Origin of the sequence: Stenotrophomonas sp. (genome assembly GCF_036662295.1) — a bacterium.
Taxonomy (GTDB): domain Bacteria; phylum Pseudomonadota; class Gammaproteobacteria; order Xanthomonadales; family Xanthomonadaceae; genus Stenotrophomonas.
Genome location: NZ_JAVWXA010000092.1, coordinates 1 through 16,219, shown reverse-complemented (window position 1 = coordinate 16,219; position 16,219 = coordinate 1). Strand labels below are relative to the sequence as shown.

Here is a 16,219-nt window from a genome sequence, read left to right as displayed (position 1 = left end):
CCGGCCGCTGGCCGGCTCCCCCGGAAACCATGGCGATGCGAGGAGCCCGCCAGCGGCCGGCACTACCTTGGGATCTCATTAATGCCAGGAGCCGGCCAGCGGTCGGCACTACCGGGCGCGGGGCCGCCGCGCCTACGCGTACGCGTCAACCAGCCCGCGCTGGCGCATCAACTGCGCGGGCGAAACGGTGATCTCGGCCAGCGCCGGTTCGCCGTCGCCGCCGGTCGTGCCGGCCTGCCCGCCGCCGCCCTTGCCATCCTGCGCGGTGTGCTGCTGGCCCACGTCGGCGTTGCCCAGCTGGAAGCCGTGTTCGCCGAGCATTTCGCGCAGGCGCGGCAGGCTGGCTTCCAGCGCGTGGCGCACTTCGGCATGGGCGCTGGCGAAGCTGGCGTGGATCTTGTCGCCATCGATCTGCAGGCGCACTTCCACCTGGCCCAGGTCGTGCGGGGTCACCCGGATCACCGCATGGCCGATCTTCTGGTCGGCCAGCCAGCCGATGCGGGCGCTGATCGCATCGCCGAAATCGTCCGCGCCCACCTCCGGGGTGGCGGTGGGGCTGCCGGTGAACACGCTCCCGACCGCCGTGCCCTTAACCTCGGCAGCGGCCTGCAGGGCGTGCAGCAACGGCGGCGCCGGGGCATCGGCGCTGTCGCCGGCCAGGGCGTCGGTGACCGCCTTGAGCAACTGGGCGTCGTCGCTGACCGCCATGTCGTCCGGCAACACCAACGCGGCGGGGGCCTCGCTGGCGGCCGCCGCCGGGGCAGCGAGTGCCAGCCCGGGCGCCGGGGCCGCCTGCACGGGCGTCGCCACCACCGGCGCCGGCGCGCCGGCCAGCGTCGGGTCGGTGGCACTGGCCGCGGCCACTGCCGTTGGCGTCGGCGCGGCCGGCGCCAGCCCCATCAGGGCCAGCCCGGCCAGGCCGAGCGGCGGCCACGGCGCGGCATCCGCGTCGGCATCCTCGCCCGCCTCGGCCAGCGGCTTCTCAGCGCTGGTCGGGGTGGTCGCGGCGGCGTCGCTGGCCGGCGTGGCGCTGTCATCGCTGGCGGGTCGCCTGCCCGCATCCCCCGGGGGGGCGGCGTCGGCATCGGCGGCGGGTGCTGGGTTGCCCGCGCTTTTGTTGGCGCTGGCCTTGGGCGTGGGCCCGGATTTCTCCGCGCGCCCGGCATCGGGCTTGAGCAGGGTGTCAAAGTCCTGGCGGTCGCTGCCGCCCGGGCTGTCCGCGCGCGCGCTGGCGCCGGGCGTGCGGGCGCCACCGGTGGCGGTGCTGCCCAGCAGGGCGGCGGGCATCACGATTCGCCCCCGGCGTCGCTGTCGCTGCGCTGGGCCTGGCGGCTGCGGCGCGCGCCCAGGTCATCCATCTCGCGCTGGTCGCGGCGGTCCAGCACCACCTTTTCCTGCGCGCGGTAGCTGGCGGCCAACTGCTCCAGCACCGCCTTGTCGCGGCTGGCCAGGATCAGGCGGGCGCGCTCGGCTTCCACCTTTTCCCGGTTGCTGTTCACGGTCTGGCTCTGCTGGGCCACCGCGCTGTCCAGGCGGTCCAGGAAGGCACGCCGGTTGAGCAGCTGCGCCGGGCTGGTCGCGGCCATCTGGGCGTTTGCATACTCTTCGGCATAGCGGCGCAGTTCGTCCAGCCGCGACAGGTGGGTGTCGAGCGTGCGCTGGCGTTCGGCCAGGTCGCGCGCCACCTCGTCTTCGTGGTCCTGGGCCCGCTTGAGCAGGGGGTCGAAACGCTTGGACTGGATCATGGGTTATGCCTCTGGTTCCACCAGGCGCTTGAGCGCGGCCTGGCTGTGCGGCAGGTCAGCCGCCTTGCCGACGTCCTGTCCGAGGAATTCAACGATCTCCGACCAGCGCTCCAGCGCTTCGTCGGTGGCCGGATCGTTGCCGCGCTGGTAGGCGCCGATGGCGATCAGGTCGCGGTTGGACGAATAGGCCGAAACCAGCCGTTTGAGTTTGCGGATGCGCAGGCGCCACGGTTCGTCGGCGATCTCGGTGACCACTCGGCTGACCGAGGATTCCACGTCGATGGCCGGGTACAGGCCGCTGTCGGCGACCCGGCGCGAAAGCAGGATGTGGCCGTCCAGGATCGCGCGCGCGGCGTCGGCGATGGGGTCCTGCGGATCGTCGCCTTCGGTGAGCACGGTGTAGAAGGCGGTGATCGAGCCGCGGCCCTTGGCGCCGTTGCCGGCGCGCTCCACCAGGGCCGGCAGCTTGGCAAACACCGAGGGCGGGTAACCGCGGGTGGTGGGCGGCTCGCCCACCGACAGGCCGATCTCGCGCTGGGCCTGGGCAAAGCGGGTGAGCGAATCCATCAGCAGCAGCACGTTCAGGCCCTGGTCGCGGAACCATTCGGCGATCGCGGTGGCGCGGTAGGCGCCGTGCAGGCGCGCCAGCGGCGGGCGGTCGGCCGGGCTGGCCACCACCACCGCGCGGCGCAGGCCTTCCTCGCCCAGCGTGCTTTCCACGAAGTCGCGGACTTCGCGGCCGCGTTCGCCGATCAGGCCGACCACGATCACGTCGGCGGCGGTGTAGCGGGTCATCATGCCCAGCAACGTGGACTTGCCCACGCCGGAGCCGGCAAACAGGCCCACGCGCTGGCCGCGACCGATCGGCAGCAGCGCGTTGATCGCGCGTACGCCCACGTCCAGCGGCTGGGTGATCGGCTCGCGCGCCAGCGGGTTGATCGAGACGCCGGCCATGCCCACCGTGCCTTCGGCGCGGATCGGGCCCTTGCCATCCAGCGGCACGCCATCGCTGTCGATGACGCGGCCAAGCAGGCCTTCGCCCACTTCCACGCCGCCACGGCCCAGCACCGGCACCACCCGGGCGTTGGGCAGCAGGCCATGCAGTTCGGCACTGGGCATGAGGTAGGTGCGTTCGCCGGCAAAGCCGACCACCTCCGCATCGACCCAGCCGCCATCGGCCACTTCGACCTTGCAGCTGGCGCCCATCGGCGATTCGCAGCCCACCGCTTCCAGGGTGAGGCCCACCGCGCGGCGCAGCACGCCCTCGCGGATCAGCCCACGGCCGTGGGTGCCATCGGGCTGGATGCCGTCCAGGCGGGCCGCCAGGCGCAGGTTGCGCGCGGCGGCCCAGTCGGCCGGCGGGGTGGGGGTGGGCAGGGGATCGGTGTTCATGCACTGGCTCCGGAACGGCGCAGCACCGCGTCCAGCGCGCCCCGCAGGCGCGCCTCCAGGGTGCCGTCGATGCGCACGGCCTCGGCATGCACGCGCAGGTCGCCGCGGCTCAGGCTGAGGTCGGCGGTCAGGCGTTGGCTGGGCGAGAGCTGCAGCAGCGGGGTCAACGCGGCGATGTCATCGGGGTGCAGGCGCACTTCGACCTCGCGGTTGGCACCGCCCACCGCGTCCACCGCCTCGCCGACCAGCTGGGCCAGCAGTGCCGGGTCGGCCTGGTAGGCACGGCCCACCAGGGTGCCGGCGATACGCACCGCCAGCTCGCCCAGCGCGGCCACCACTTCGTTTTCCAGCCGCACCAGCGGCCGGCCGAAGTTGTCCAGGATACCTTCGATCTGCGCGATCAGGCGGCGCACTTCGGCCTGGCCCTGGGCCTGGCCATCGGCGTGGCCGCGTTCGAAGCCTTCCTTCTCGGCCTCGTCCTGGATCTGCTGGATTTCCTCCAGCGTGGGCGGCTGCAGCAACGGCTCCGGTTCGTGCGCCAGGTCCGGTTCGGTGAGTTCGAAACTCTCTTCTTCCGGCGGCGCCGGTTCGGCCAGCAGGTCCGGGGCCAGCCATCGCACGGCGTTGTTCACAGCATCGCCTCCGCGTTGCCGCCGATGGTGACGGTGCCCTCATCGGCCATGCGCTTGACGATGGCCAGGATCTCGCGCTGCGCCACTTCCACGTCCGACAGACGCACCGGGCCACGCGCTTCCATGTCTTCGAGCAGGATCTCGGCCGCGCGCTGGGACATGTTGCGGGTGATCTTGTCGCGCACCTTGATGTCGGCCCCGCGCAGGGCCAGGCCCAGGCGTTCGCCGCTCACTTCGCGCAGCACCAGCTGCAGCTCGCGGTCGTCCAGGTCCACCAGGTCGTCGAACACGAACATCAGGTCCTGGATGCGGCCACTGAGCGGCGCATCGATGCGCGCGATCTCGCCCAGGATCGCCTGGTCCTGCCCGCTGTCCATGAAGTTCAGGATGTTGGCCGCGCACTGCACGCCGCCGATGTTGGACGACTTCAGGTTCTGGTTGCCGGCAAACTGCCGTTCCATGATTTCGTTCAGCTCGTTCAGCGCGTTGGGCGGGATGCCGTCCAGGGTGGCGATGCGCAGCAGCACGTCCACGCGGGTGCGTTCGGGCAGCAGCTTGAGCGCGTCGGCGGCCTGGTCGGTCTCCAGGTGGGCCATCACGATGGCGATGATCTGCGGGTGCTCGTTGCGCACCAGGTCGGCCACCGCGCGCGGGTCCATCCACTTCAGCGCGTCCAGGCCGGTGGTGTTGCGGCCCAGCAGGATGCGGTCGATCAGGTTGCCGGCCTTCTCACTGCCCAGCGCCTGCACCAGCATGTTGCGGATGTAGTCGTCCGAGCCGACGCCGAGCGAGGTCTTGGAGCCCAGTTCGTTGCTGAACTGGTCCATGACGCCCTCGACCTGGGCCCGGGTGATGTCGGTCATGGTGGCCATGGCGATGCCGATCTTCTGCACCTCCTTGGGTTCCATGTGGCGCAGCACTTCGGCCGCGTCCAGCTCGCCGAGCGACAGCAGCAGCACGGCGGCACGCTGCACGCCGGTCAGCGGCGCGTTGGGGACGGCGTCAGTCATTGGCCACCCAGCCCTTGACCACCTGGGCCACGCGCTTGGAATCGGTCTTTACGGCTTCACGCGCCATGCGCAGTCGTTCCTCGTAGGAGTCCACCGGCAATGCCAGGGTTTCGTGCCCGGCCGCGCCCAGCCGCTCGCTGCCCAGCGCAGGCAAGCCTTCGCCGTCATCGACCAGCTGCACGTCGGCACTGTGCGGTTCCAGGGGGGCATGGGTGTCTTTTTTGGTCTGCCCGGTGATCGAGCGCAGCGCCGGGCGCAGCACGCCGAACACCAGCGCCAGCACCACGATGGCGCCCAGCAGCAGCCGCAACCCATCCTGCACCTGCGGCAGCTCCCACCACTTGGGGCCTTCCACCGGGACGGTCTCGCGCACGAAGGGGGCGTTCATCACCGACACCGTGTCACCGCGCTCGGCATCGAACCCGACCGCCTGCTTGACCAGGGCTTCCACCCGGGTCAGTTCGGCCGCCGACAGCGGCTGCTCGGTGGTCTTGCCGTTGGCACCGGCGCGCGGCACGTTGTCCACCAGCACCGCCACCGAGACGCGCTTGATGCGGCCGGCCGGCTGGCGGGTGTGCTGCAGGGTGCGGTCCAGCTCGTAGTTGCGGGTGGCGTTCTTGGAGGTTTCGGTGGGCGCGGCGGCCACGGCCGGCGCCGCGGCCGGGCCGGGCGGGGTGTTGCTGGCCGCACCGGGCACGCCCTGCGGGCCGGGGGTGCTGCTGCTGTTCTCGCTCATCTGCTCGCTGCGCAGCTTCTGCGGCTCGCCGTTGTAGAGCTCGCGGGCTTCCTCGATCACCGAGAAGTCCATGTCCACGCTCACTTCCGGGTTGACGCGGCCGGGGCCGGTCATCGGTTCGAGCAGTTCGCGGATGCGCTGGTTGAACGAGGTTTCCTGGCGGCGCACCTGTTCGAACTGCGCGGCATTCATCGCCGCCTCGCTGTTCGGGTCGGACACGCTGAGCATGCGCCCGCTCTGGTCCACCACGGTCACGCGCTCGGGGGCCAGGTCGGGGATGCTGGCGGCCACCATGTGCACGATCGCATCGATCTGGCCGCGTTCCAGCTGCTGGCCACCGCGCAGTTCCAGCACCACCGAGGCGCTGGCCACGTCGCGCTGGCGGGTGAACGCGCTCGGCTTGGGAATGGCCAGGTGCACGCGCGAATCGCGGACCGGGCGCAGCGTGTTGATGGTGCGCGAGAGCTCGGTTTCCAGCGAATGCTGGTAGCGCGCGTTCTCCATGAACTGGCTCACGCCGAAGCCCGGATCGCGCTCCATCAGTTCAAAGCCCAGCCGCCCGCTGTCGGTCAGGCCCGAGCCGGCCAGCTTCAGGCGTGCATCGTGCAGGTTCTTTTCCGGCACGGTGATGCCACCGGTGGCCGGGTCCAGTTCGAACGGGATCTGCGCGGTGCGCAGCAGGTCGGTGGCCTCGGCGGTCGCCTTCTGGTCCAGCCCGGTGTACAGCGGCACCATGCCCGGCTTCTGCGACCAGAAGAACACGAACAGGCCTGCCGCCACGGCCACGGCGATCATCGCCATCAGTCCGAGCCGACGGGTGATCTGCAGGCTTTGCAGCCGATCGAACCACTGACCGGCTTTCTCGGTGTTCAGTGATTCCTTGGAGAGCGACAGGGCCATGCGTATCTATCCTTACAGCGGCATGTTCATCACGTCCTGGTAAGCCTGGACGAGACGGTTGCGGACTTCCACGGTGGCGCGGAAGGCGATCTGGGACTGCTGGGAGGCGACCATCACCTTGGCAAGGTCCGCGCCGGGTTCACCCAGCTCGAAGGCCTTGGCCAATGCGCCGGATTTCTGCTGCGCCTCGTTCACCCCGGCAATGGCACCGCGCAGGGTCTCGGTGAAGCTCGGCCCCTGCACTTCCTGGGGGGACACCAGGCCCTGGATGGCGTTGCTCTTCGGCGTCTCCGTCAGCGGACTGACGGCAGGCGCGATCTGGGTCTGGAAGGAACGGATCTGGGAAAGGACGGAGGTGACGGAGTGCGACATCAGGAACGTTCCGAAGCTGGGATGGGGTTTCGGGTGAATACGTTGCAAGTGCCGTGCCGAAACCGCTTACCGGTTCAGTTTTGTTGGCGTGGCAAGGGTTTGCGCGTTCACGCGCGTCAAGGCGTGAAGGCGGAGCCGGCCCTGGGCGGATAGCGGCCGCGACAGAATGCCGCTGCGTCCGGGTGTCGCGGCCACGGCGCCGGATACCCGGCGTCGAAAAACCGACAGCACCGCCGCGCGCGGGCGGGGGTAGAGCCACCCCATGGGTGGCTGCTTCTGGCGTCCAGATATCCCGCGCAGCCACCCATGGGGTGGCTCTACCAGACCACGCATGGATCAATCGCCGGCCCCGCAGGATCGGCGAAACGGCGGGTGGATCGACCGCAGCCCCCGCAGGATCGGCGAAATGGCGGGTAGAGCCACCCCATGGGTGGCTGCGGCCTCACCCGTCCACCGGCCACCGCGACCAGGCATAGGGGTATTCGCCCAGCGCCGTCGCCAATCCGGCGCGGATGGGATTGGCGAGGAGGTACAGCGCGTGTTTGCGCAGCGATGCGTCGGTCCGCACGGCGTGGTCGAAATAACCGTGTTGCCAGAGCTTCCCCTGCCGCCCCAGGCGTGCATTCAACAGGCGGGCACTGCGTGATTTGAATACCGCCATGCAATCGGCCAGCGTCCCCTGGCGCAGCTGCATCAGCCAATGCACGTGGTCCGGCATGACCACCCACGCCAGCGTACCGCTGTGCCCGGACCGATCGAGGTGGCGCAGGGTGTCGATGACAAGCTCGGCATTGGGCGCATCCTCGAACCACCGCCGCCGGGCGTGCGTGGTGGTGGTTAGCGCGTAGCAGAAGCCGGGGTGCGAGTATCGACCGCGTTGGAGGCGTGGGCTGGCCATCGGGTCAGGGTGCGGTGGCTGCGTTGCGCGCGCCATCGGGGGATGACGGGTTCTTGCGGGGGGGGATGGGGGACGGGGGTGAGGGCAGCCACCCATGGGGTGGCTCTACCTGGGGGAACCTGTCGGGGAGGGATTCCGGGCAGCCACCCATGGGGTGGCTCTACCTTGCGGAGGCGGCCCGCCCATCGCCTCAACGACAAAGCCCGGGCAGGGCCCGGGCTTGGCGGCGACACCAACGGCAGCCCGATTCAGCCGGCCAGTTCGGTCTGGTCGCGCTCGATGCCGTACTTGCGCAGCTTTTCCACCAGCGTGGTGCGGCGCAGGCCAAGCAGCTGGGCGGCGTGGGCGACCACGCCCTGGGTGCGCTCGAGGGCCTCGTTGATCAGGGTCAGTTCGATGTTGGCCATGTGGTTGCGCAGGTCCAGGCCGGCGTCGGGCAGGCCGGCGGCGCGGGTGACCTGGCCGATGCCATTGTCCAGCGCCGCGCCGGTGCCCGGCGAGGGCGTGTGGAAGGAGAAGCTGCGCAGGTCCAGGCGCTCGTCGGCCGGTGCGGCCGGGGCCACCACGGCCACCGGGGCGCTGGCGCTGAAATCACCGCGATACCGCGCCGGCAGGTCCTGCACGCGCACGTTGCCGCCGGGGTGCAGCACCGCCAGGCGCTCCACCAGGTTGGTCAGCTCGCGCACGTTGCCCGGCCACTCGTAGCTGGCCAGCGCCTGCAGGGCTTCGGCACTGAAGCGCACTTCGCCACGGCCGGTGCGGGCCAGCTGCGCGGCGATGGTGGTGACCAGCGCCGGCAGGTCTTCGCTGCGCTCGCGCAGCGCCGGCACGTCGATGGGGAAGACGTTGAGGCGGTAGAACAGATCCTCGCGGAACTTGCCGTCGGCGATACGCGACTCCAGGTCGCGATGGGTCGCGGCGATCACGCGCACGTTGCAGCGGATGGTCTGGTTGCCGCCGACGCGCTCGAAGCTGCGCTCCTGCAGCACGCGCAGCAGCTTGACCTGCATCGGCAGGCTCATGTCGCCGATTTCATCCAGCAGCAGGGTGCCGCCCTCGGCCATTTCGAAACGGCCCTTGCGCGCGCTCAGTGCACCGGTAAAGGCGCCCTTTTCGTGACCGAACAGTTCGCTCTCCAGCAGCTCGGCCGGGATCGCGCCGCAGTTGATGGCCACGAATGGCCCGTCGCGACGCGGCGAGCGCTGGTGGATCGAGCGCGACACCACTTCCTTGCCGGTGCCCGATTCGCCCAGCACCAGCACGGTGGTGTCGAAGGCCGCCACCTGTTCGATCATCTGGCGCAGCGCGCTCACGGCCGCACCCTCGCCGGTGGGGCCCTGGTCCTGCACGGCACCGGCCTGGTGCTCGGCATCCAGCCGCTTCAGGCTGGCACGGCGCAGCAGGGCTTCCATCTGCGCATGGCGCAGCGGTGCCTCCAGCGGCCACACGTTGGCTTCGTGCAGCCCATGCTGCTGGGCGAACAGGCCGGCGTCGCCATCGATCAGCATCACCGGCGGCGGCAGCGCACCCTTGCCGGCCCAGGCAAACAGCGCATCGCTGCGCGGGCCCGGGTCCAGGCTGCCGATGATCACCGCCACCCAGTCGTTGGGGCGCTGGCGGGCGGTGTCGATGTCCGCCGCGTCGGCCACCCAGCGCGGGTTGAAGTCCATGAACTCCAGCAGGGCGACGGTGCGTTCGGCGCGGACGGCATCGTTGTCCAGCACCAGGATGCGCGACTCACTCATGATCCTTCCCCTTCAGGCCTTCCAGGATGGGCATCACCTCCTGGATGTAGGACAGCTTGCTGACGAAGTTGTCCGCGCCGGCGCGCAGGGCGTGCTCGCGGTGCTCCACGTCGTCGAAGTGGCTGGCGATGACGATGTAGGGCGCATCGTCCTGCGACTTGATCAGGCGGGTGGCCTGCAGGCCGCCCATTTCCGGCATGGCCAGGTCCATCAGCACCACCTGCGGGCGCAGCGCCTCCGAGCGTTCGATCGCTTCCAGGCCATTGGCCGCGCTGCCGATCACCTCCAGCCAGTCGACCTTGCGGAAGTGGCGCATGGCGGCGTTGATGAAGCCTTCATGGTCGTCGACCAGCAGGACGGTGAGCTTGCTCATGACAGTCATTTCCTTCAGCCCACCCGGGCCAATTGCGGGGCGCGGGCATTGATCCGGCGGCGTTCGCGTGCCGGGGCGATGTCCAGTTGTTCTCGGTATTTTGCAACGGTGCGGCGTGCGATGTTGACGCCCTGGCGCGACAGCAGCCCGGCGATGGCCTCATCGGCCAGCGGCCGGCCCGCCGGTTCGGCATCGATCAGGCGCCGCACCATGGCCTTGACGGCCTGGCCGGAGACGCTGGCGCCTTCCAGCCGTACCGCGAAGAAGTGCTTCAGCTCCAGGGTGCCGCGCGGGGTCTGCAGGTACTTGCCGGTGGTGATGCGCGAGACCGTGGACTCGTGCATGCCGATCGCATCGGCCACCTCTTTGAGCGTGAGCGGGGCCATGGCCTCTTCGCCGCGGGTCAGGAACCCGGCCTGGCGCTCGATGATCACCCGGGTGGTGCGCAGCAGGGTGTCATAGCGCATCGACAGGCCACGGGTGAGCCAGCGCGCTTCCTGCAGCATGTCGCGCAGCGGCTGGGCGCCCTCGCCGGCGTCGGCCAGCGCGCTTTCGTAAGACGGGTTGATGCTCAGGCGACGGCTGGTGGCCGGGTTGAGCGCCACGCGCCACTGGCCGTCGGCGTGCCAGGCGATCACGTCGGGGATGACCACGCCGTTGTCGTCCGGGCGCAGGCTGTCGCCCGGGCGCGGCTGCAGCGACAGGATCAGGCGCACCGCCTCGTGGATGTCGCCGATCTCCGCATCCAGCTGCGCGGCCAGGGCCGCATAGTCGTGCGCGGCCAGGCTGGCCAGGCCTTCATCCAGCACGCGCTGGGCCAGGTGGCGGGCCGGCACGCGGCCGGGCAGGGCGCGCAGCTGCACGCCCAGGCATTCGTGCAGGTCCTGGGCGGCCAGGCCGGCCGGTTCGCCGTGCAGGATCTGCTGGCGTACCGCTTCCACCCCGGCCGCGTCCACGTCGCAGCGGGCGCTGGCCAGCAGCTGCAGCTGCGCCAGCGGCGCGTCCAGGTAGCCGGCCTCGTCGCAGTGCTCCAGCCAGAAGGTGGCCACGGCCATCTCGCGCGCATCCAGGTCCAGCGACAGGCGCTGCAGGGCGCGCAGCTGCGGGTCGCTGGATTCGCCGGCGGCGATGCGCTGCATGCGGTCATCGTCACCGTCCTGCCAGCTGGCGCCGGGCACGTCCCACATGGCGCTTTCGGGCAGCTCGTCGAAGGCGGCCACCTCCTCGCTGGTGGTGGTCGCGGCGGTATCGGCGGCGACGGCCTCGGGGGCCTCCTCCAGCTCCAGCAGCGGATTGGTCTCCAGTGCGCGGCGGATCTCCAGCTCCAGCTGCATGCCGTCCAGCTGCAGCAGCCGGATGGACTGCAGCAGTTGCGGTGTGAGGTGGAGCTGCTGACCCAGCTGGGTCGACATCGTCGGCTTCATGCGTTTTCCCCGGTTGCGCCGACTTCCCGGCGCGGTATGGAACGCATCTTGCTTGTGATATCCCGACGCCGTAATCGGGGGGTTCCTGAGTGCTGTCGTTGGTTTCCTGACGCCTGGTCAGGAAAGCCCCTACATCGGTTCGGACTTTTGACGCTGCCCGTGGCGGAGACCCTTGTGTTTCCGTGCCCCGGGCGGCCGGGCCTGTTCAAAAAACCGTCGGCCGCCGGGCTGAATGCTTCAGGGTGCCGGCTAACCGACGCGCCCGGGCGCGGCGGTCACTCCAACTCGTGCTGGTGGCGGGCGGCCAGCAGCAGCAGATCGTTGGCGCGCCGGCAGCCCAGCGACTCCATCATGCGCGCGCGGTGGGTTTCCACCGTCTTGACGCTGATGCCGAGGTCGGCGGCGATTTCCTTGTTGCTCTCGCCGCGGCCGATCTGGCGCAGGATCTCGCGCTGGCGCGGCGACAATGCCGCCACCCCGACCGGCTTTTCCTTGCCCAGCATCGGCGCCAGCATCTTGGCCGAGATCTGCGGGCTGAGGAACACCTGGCCGGCGTGCGCGGCGCGCAGGGCCAGCTCCAGCTCCTGCGGGGCGGCATCCTTGACCACGAAGCCCACCGCGCCGCGGTCCAGGGCATCGCGCACGTGCACCGCATCGTCATGCATGGTCATCATCACCACCCGGGTGCCGGGCGCGCGCAGCAGGATGTCGCTCAGTGCTTCCAGCCCGGTGCGGCCGGGCAGGGACAGGTCCATGAGGATCACATCGGGGCTGTGCTGGATGGCCAGCTGCAGGGCCTGTTCGGCATTGCTTGCCTCGGCCGCCACTTCCACCTCGGCAAAGCCCTGGAGCAGGCGGCTGAGGCCGGCGCGGACCAGGGTGTGATCGTCGACGATGAGAACGCGCACGGGCAGGGTGGGGAAGATGTGAAGGAAGACGACCACCTTAACGGAGTGGCGGCCTACCGCCAAGCTGCCTGATCGTCGGCCCGGCGGGTGGCCGGGCCGGTCGGGTCAGCGCAGCCGGCGCGCGTCGGCGATCTGGCGGCGGTGCAGGCGGAACAGGTGCCGTTCCAGCGCCATTTCAAGCGCATCGCTCATCGGCTCGAAGCGCAGCCACAGGAAGTGGGCGCCGGCGCCGTTGGCGGCCTCGGCCAGCACCGTGACCGGCAGGTCGATGTGGTCGGGCAGCCAGTCGCAGGGCTGCAGCCGGATCACGCCCAGGCTGCCCGGCGCGGCCCCGGCGCGGGCGCCCTGTTCCAGCCGGATGCCGCGCCGCGACCAGCGCAGCGGGCGCAGGTCCAGGTCTTGTGCGCTCTGCCGCACCAGCCGCCCCAGCAGGACCATGGTCAGGTCCAGCTTGGCTTCCAGGCGCTGCAGTTGCACGGAGGACTCACCGCGCTCGTCATGCCCGTCATCGCCGCGGCTGTCTTCCACCAGCGCCACGCTGCGCAGCAGGGTCTCGGCACTGCCCGGGCGCACCACTGCGCTGCCCAGGCGGAATTCGGCCGGCAGGGCCACCTCGCAGCTCAGCGTTTCATCGAACAGCTCGCTTTCGGCCGGATGATGGATGGCGCTGGGGCGAGGCTCGCTCATGACAGCGATTCCGCGGTGAGATACGCGCTGGCCACGCGCCGGGCCGATGCGCCCTCGCGCAGGTGGCGGGCGGCGTCGTCGCGCTGGCTCATCATCATCACCATCACCCGCTGCTGGCGGCCTTCCAGCGCCGACAGCCCGGCCACGTCATCCAGCGCGCCGGGCTGGGCCAGGAAACGCGCCTGCTGGTCGTGCAGACCATCCAGCCAGGTGTGGGCCTGGTCGTGGTCCTCGCCCAGCAGGGCCGCTTCCAGCCCATCCAGCGAGGCGTTGAGGTCGGCCAGCGAGAGTGCGGTGGCGGCCATCAGGCGGTGGCCTGGGCCGGCACGCGCTGGTCGCGCGGAATCGCGTTCCACGCCGCGTCGATCTCGCCCAGCAGCTCCAGCGACTCGCGCAGGGCCTCCGGGTCGTTGTGCAGGTTGGCTTCGGTCAGCCGCTGCATCACGTAGTCGTACAGGGCCGACAGGTTGCTGGCGATTTCTCCGCCGGCTTCGTGGTCGAGCGAGCCGTTGAGGTGGCCCACGATGGCGCAGACTTCGCCGATCGCCTTGCCCTTGCGGGCCTGGTCGCCGCCTTCAAGGCAGGCCTGGGCCAGCCGCACGCGTTCCAGCGCCCCGGCCAGCAGCAGCGCCACCAGCTTATGCGGGTCGGCGTCGGTGATCGAGCTCTGCACGCCCACTTTGCGGTACTGCTCGGTGAACTGACGGTTTGAGCCGTACATCAATCATGTCTCCTTCGTGCGGGGCCGCGTGCCTCGCGAGGTCTGCGGCACCGGGTGGAGTGCTGCGGCGGGTACTGCGTTGATACCGATATCGGCCGCGGGCACGCGCAACTTGAGTGCGCGTGCGCCGCCGGTGCAGGGATCAGCCGCTCAGCTGCGACAGCTGGCTGCTCAGGCTGGTCATGGTCTGGCTCATCTTGCTCATCAAGGCGTCCAGCGCCAGGAACTGCTTCTTGTAGCGCTCTTCAACGCCGGTCATGCGCACGTCCAGCGCCTTGCGGCGCTTGTCGATGTCGGTCAGCGTGGCGGTGATGCTCTTGGTGCGCGACACGAACGCGCCTTCCTTGCCCACCGCGGTGCTGGTGTAGCCCTCCACCAGGTTGAACAGCTTCGCCGCCGCGCCATCGTCGCCGGTGAGGGCCTGGCGGACCGCGCCGGCCTGGTTGGTCAACGCGGCCTCGAACTTGGTGGCATCCAGCACCAGGCTGCCGTCGGCGTTGGGATAGGCGCGGGTCTGCAGGCCCAGCGTCTTCGGGTCCAGGCCAACCGCCGCCAGGTCCTTGAGCACGCCGCTCATCATCGAACGCAGCTGGCTGGAGGCGCCGCGCATCTGCGCATCGCCGGTCAGCGAGGACGGCTCCTTGTTCTCCACGTCGTACTTGGTGGCCGTGTTGATGGCCGAGATCGCGCCGTTGTAGGCGGTCACGAAGTCCTGCATCACCTTGCGCGCAGCTGCTACGTCGGTGCTGACGGTCACCGTGCTCTCGCCCACCTTCTTCAGGTTCAGGGTCAAGCCGGGCACCACGTCGGTGACCGTGTTCTCGCTGGCCACCACGGCCACGCCGTCGATGGTGAGCTTGGCGTCGGCCGCCGGCGTGCGCTCGGACAGGCTGGCCGCCAGCGCGGTAAGGCTGGCGTTGCCGGCCCCGGCGCTGAGCTTGATGGCGTTGGCGGTGCCGGCCTTTTCCTGGGACAGGGACAGGTACTGGTTGTCGCCCGAGGCGATCAGTGTCGACTGCACGCCCAGGCTGCGCCCGGCCTTCTCGATCTTGGTGCGGATCGAGCTCAGGGTGTCGTCGGCCTCGACCTGGATTTCAAGCGTTTTCTTCTTGTCGCCCACGCCGACGTCCAGCGTCAGGGTTCCGGCGCCAAAGGTCTGCGTCTTGGGAATGGCGGTATCGGCGATCCACTTGTTGGCCGTGGCCAGCTGGGTGACGTTGACCACGTGGCTGCCGGTGGCCGCCGAGTTGGTGCTGGACACCGTCAGGATCTCGTCGGTGCCGCTCTTGGTGGCACTCACCAGGCGCGCGTCGAAGGCGGTGGAGGCCTTGAGCGAGGTGTTGAGCACGTCGAACGCGGACTTCACCGTGGCCACCGCCGACATCTGCAGCTTGGCCTTGGACTGCTGCAGGTTCAGTGCGTTGTCCGCCGGCTTGCGATCGGCCGCCACCAGGCTGGCCACCATGCCGGAAATATCCAGCCCCGAGCCGATGCCGCCGTAACCAAAGTCAGCCACGTTGTTTCTCCTGTCTGTGTGCCACCGCCGCGCATGCCGCGCCGCCGTGCCGTCAACGAATGTAGCGGCCGTAGCCGCCGGGTCTTTAGAACCTCCTCGATGCAGGAGTTGTGCCAATGGGCTGGCGCGGCGCTTTGGCACGCCGGTTGCAGGGGCATGGGGGCAGGGCCGGGGATTGAAGCGTCGGCCCTGCCGCTGGAACGAAAAAAGCCCCCCTCCAATGTAGAGGGGGGCCCAGGCTACTGAAAAGCGGGGGGAGACGAAGCCACCCGGGATGTCCAGTCAAACAATCAGCGCTGATAACAGTTCTGCCGCAGGGGCGGGCCATGGCCACGGTGAATGTGGCTACCGGGAGAGAGTCCGGCCCATGGCCATGGCCCGGTCCTGCGCGAGCATTGGCTGTATATGTCGGGGTTTGCCCATGCCGCCGGCGGGTTGCCGGCGGCGTGGACGCGTGGCTCAGCGCAGCAGGCTGAGCACGTTCTGCGGCACCTGGTTGGCCTGGGCCAGCATGGCCGTACCGGCCTGCTGCAGGATCTGGGTGCGGGTCAGCTCTGCGGTTTCCTTGGCGAAGTCGGTATCGCTGATGCGGCTGCGCGAGGCCGACAGGTTCTCCGAGGAGGTCTGCAGGTTGGCCACCACCGAGGTGAAGCGGTTCTGGATCGCACCGAGGTCGGCGCGGGTGTTGTTGATCGAGCTCAGCGCCTTGTCGACGATTTCCAGCGCCTGCTGTGCACCCTTGACGGTGGACACGTCGATCGAGTCGGCGAACTGCTTGGTCGGCACGGCCGCGTTGGCGGTCAGGGTGATGTCGGTACCGCTCAGCTGCACCACTGCGCCATCCTTGTCCACGCTGTCCTTGACCGAGGTCAGGGTCAGCGCGCCGGTGGTGGCATCGGCTTCGGCAAAGATGCCGGTTTCACCGATCTTGGCGTTGATGTGCGTCGCCAGTGCCTGGCCGGCCTTGGCCGTGGTGGTGTCCTTCAGGTCCAGCTCGGCGAAGGACACGGTGCCCGACGCGCTGGTGAGGCTGAACGCATCCACGGTGGCGGCGCCGGCGGTGACGGTGGGGGCTGCAACGGCGGCGGTGACGAACTGCGCGCCACCCAGGGCGTTGGCCTTGGCGTCCACGACCTTGTCGATGGCAATGGCCTGGCCGG

17 protein-coding genes are annotated in these 16,219 nt (G+C 69.7%); all 17 read right to left on the bottom strand.

Going from position 1 to position 16,219, the window contains the following annotated elements; genetic code table 11:
- Nucleotides 1-132 precede the first annotated feature (132 nt).
- Nucleotides 133-1,287, bottom strand: coding sequence for a flagellar hook-length control protein FliK (locus RSA25_RS15330; RefSeq protein ID WP_332809711.1), 1,155 nt, complete (start codon nt 1,285-1,287; stop codon nt 133-135).
- The gene (gene fliJ, locus RSA25_RS15325; protein ID WP_332809710.1) at nt 1,287-1,745 is read right to left on the bottom strand and encodes a flagellar export protein FliJ; all 459 of its coding nucleotides are present in this window, start codon (nt 1,743-1,745) and stop codon (nt 1,287-1,289) included. The genes RSA25_RS15330 and fliJ overlap by 1 nt, the downstream gene beginning before the upstream one ends.
- Before the next feature lie 3 nt (nt 1,746-1,748).
- Nucleotides 1,749-3,137 carry a FliI/YscN family ATPase gene (locus tag RSA25_RS15320; protein WP_332809709.1) on the bottom strand — a complete coding sequence of 463 codons (1,389 nt, stop codon included), beginning with the start codon at nt 3,135-3,137 and terminating at the stop codon, nt 1,749-1,751.
- Nucleotides 3,134-3,769 carry a FliH/SctL family protein gene (locus tag RSA25_RS15315; protein ID WP_332809708.1) on the bottom strand — a complete coding sequence of 212 codons (636 nt, stop codon included), beginning with the start codon at nt 3,767-3,769 and terminating at the stop codon, nt 3,134-3,136. Before RSA25_RS15315 ends, RSA25_RS15320 begins: the two co-directional genes overlap by 4 nt.
- Complete coding sequence (gene fliG, locus RSA25_RS15310) at nt 3,766-4,752, bottom strand: flagellar motor switch protein FliG (RefSeq protein WP_259203514.1); 987 nt, start codon at nt 4,750-4,752, stop codon at nt 3,766-3,768. Before fliG ends, RSA25_RS15315 begins: the two co-directional genes overlap by 4 nt.
- Before the next feature lie 19 nt (nt 4,753-4,771).
- Entirely contained in the window at nt 4,772-6,415 is a 1,644-nt protein-coding gene (gene fliF, locus RSA25_RS15305; protein ID WP_332809707.1) for a flagellar basal-body MS-ring/collar protein FliF, read from the bottom strand.
- A gap of 12 nt (nt 6,416-6,427) precedes the next feature.
- Nucleotides 6,428-6,787: a flagellar hook-basal body complex protein FliE gene (gene fliE, locus RSA25_RS15300; protein WP_332809706.1), complete on the bottom strand. Its 360-nt coding sequence runs from the start codon at nt 6,785-6,787 to the stop codon at nt 6,428-6,430.
- 442 nt (nt 6,788-7,229) lie between these two features.
- The gene (locus RSA25_RS15295; RefSeq protein ID WP_332809705.1) at nt 7,230-7,685 is read right to left on the bottom strand and encodes a transposase; all 456 of its coding nucleotides are present in this window, start codon (nt 7,683-7,685) and stop codon (nt 7,230-7,232) included.
- A 248-nt stretch (nt 7,686-7,933) separates the two neighbouring features.
- Nucleotides 7,934-9,430 (bottom strand): sigma-54 dependent transcriptional regulator, encoded by a 1,497-nt coding sequence (locus RSA25_RS15290; protein ID WP_332809704.1) that lies wholly within the window; start codon nt 9,428-9,430, stop codon nt 7,934-7,936.
- Nucleotides 9,423-9,803: a response regulator transcription factor gene (locus tag RSA25_RS15285; protein ID WP_332809703.1), complete on the bottom strand. Its 381-nt coding sequence runs from the start codon at nt 9,801-9,803 to the stop codon at nt 9,423-9,425. Before RSA25_RS15285 ends, RSA25_RS15290 begins: the two co-directional genes overlap by 8 nt.
- Before the next feature lie 14 nt (nt 9,804-9,817).
- Nucleotides 9,818-11,227 (bottom strand): RNA polymerase factor sigma-54, encoded by a 1,410-nt coding sequence (rpoN, locus tag RSA25_RS15280; protein ID WP_332809702.1) that lies wholly within the window; start codon nt 11,225-11,227, stop codon nt 9,818-9,820.
- Between the two features lie 275 nt (nt 11,228-11,502).
- Complete coding sequence (locus RSA25_RS15275) at nt 11,503-12,135, bottom strand: response regulator transcription factor (RefSeq protein ID WP_332809712.1); 633 nt, start codon at nt 12,133-12,135, stop codon at nt 11,503-11,505.
- 105 nt (nt 12,136-12,240) lie between these two features.
- A complete protein-coding gene (locus tag RSA25_RS15270; protein ID WP_332809701.1) occupies nt 12,241-12,822 on the bottom strand; it encodes a PilZ domain-containing protein in 582 nt (193 codons plus the stop codon).
- Nucleotides 12,819-13,127, bottom strand: coding sequence for a hypothetical protein (locus tag RSA25_RS15265; RefSeq protein WP_332809700.1), 309 nt, complete (start codon nt 13,125-13,127; stop codon nt 12,819-12,821). The genes RSA25_RS15270 and RSA25_RS15265 overlap by 4 nt, the downstream gene beginning before the upstream one ends.
- On the bottom strand, nt 13,127-13,543 hold the full coding sequence (gene fliS, locus RSA25_RS15260) for a flagellar export chaperone FliS (RefSeq protein WP_332809699.1): 417 nt from the start codon (nt 13,541-13,543) through the stop codon (nt 13,127-13,129). The genes RSA25_RS15265 and fliS overlap by 1 nt, the downstream gene beginning before the upstream one ends.
- 142 nt (nt 13,544-13,685) lie before the next feature.
- Nucleotides 13,686-15,059 (bottom strand): flagellar filament capping protein FliD, encoded by a 1,374-nt coding sequence (fliD, locus tag RSA25_RS15255; RefSeq protein WP_332809698.1) that lies wholly within the window; start codon nt 15,057-15,059, stop codon nt 13,686-13,688.
- Nucleotides 15,060-15,518: 459 nt separating this feature from the next.
- Nucleotides 15,519-16,219: flagellin (locus RSA25_RS15250; protein ID WP_332809697.1), on the bottom strand; the 701-nt coding region annotated here is incomplete at its 5' end.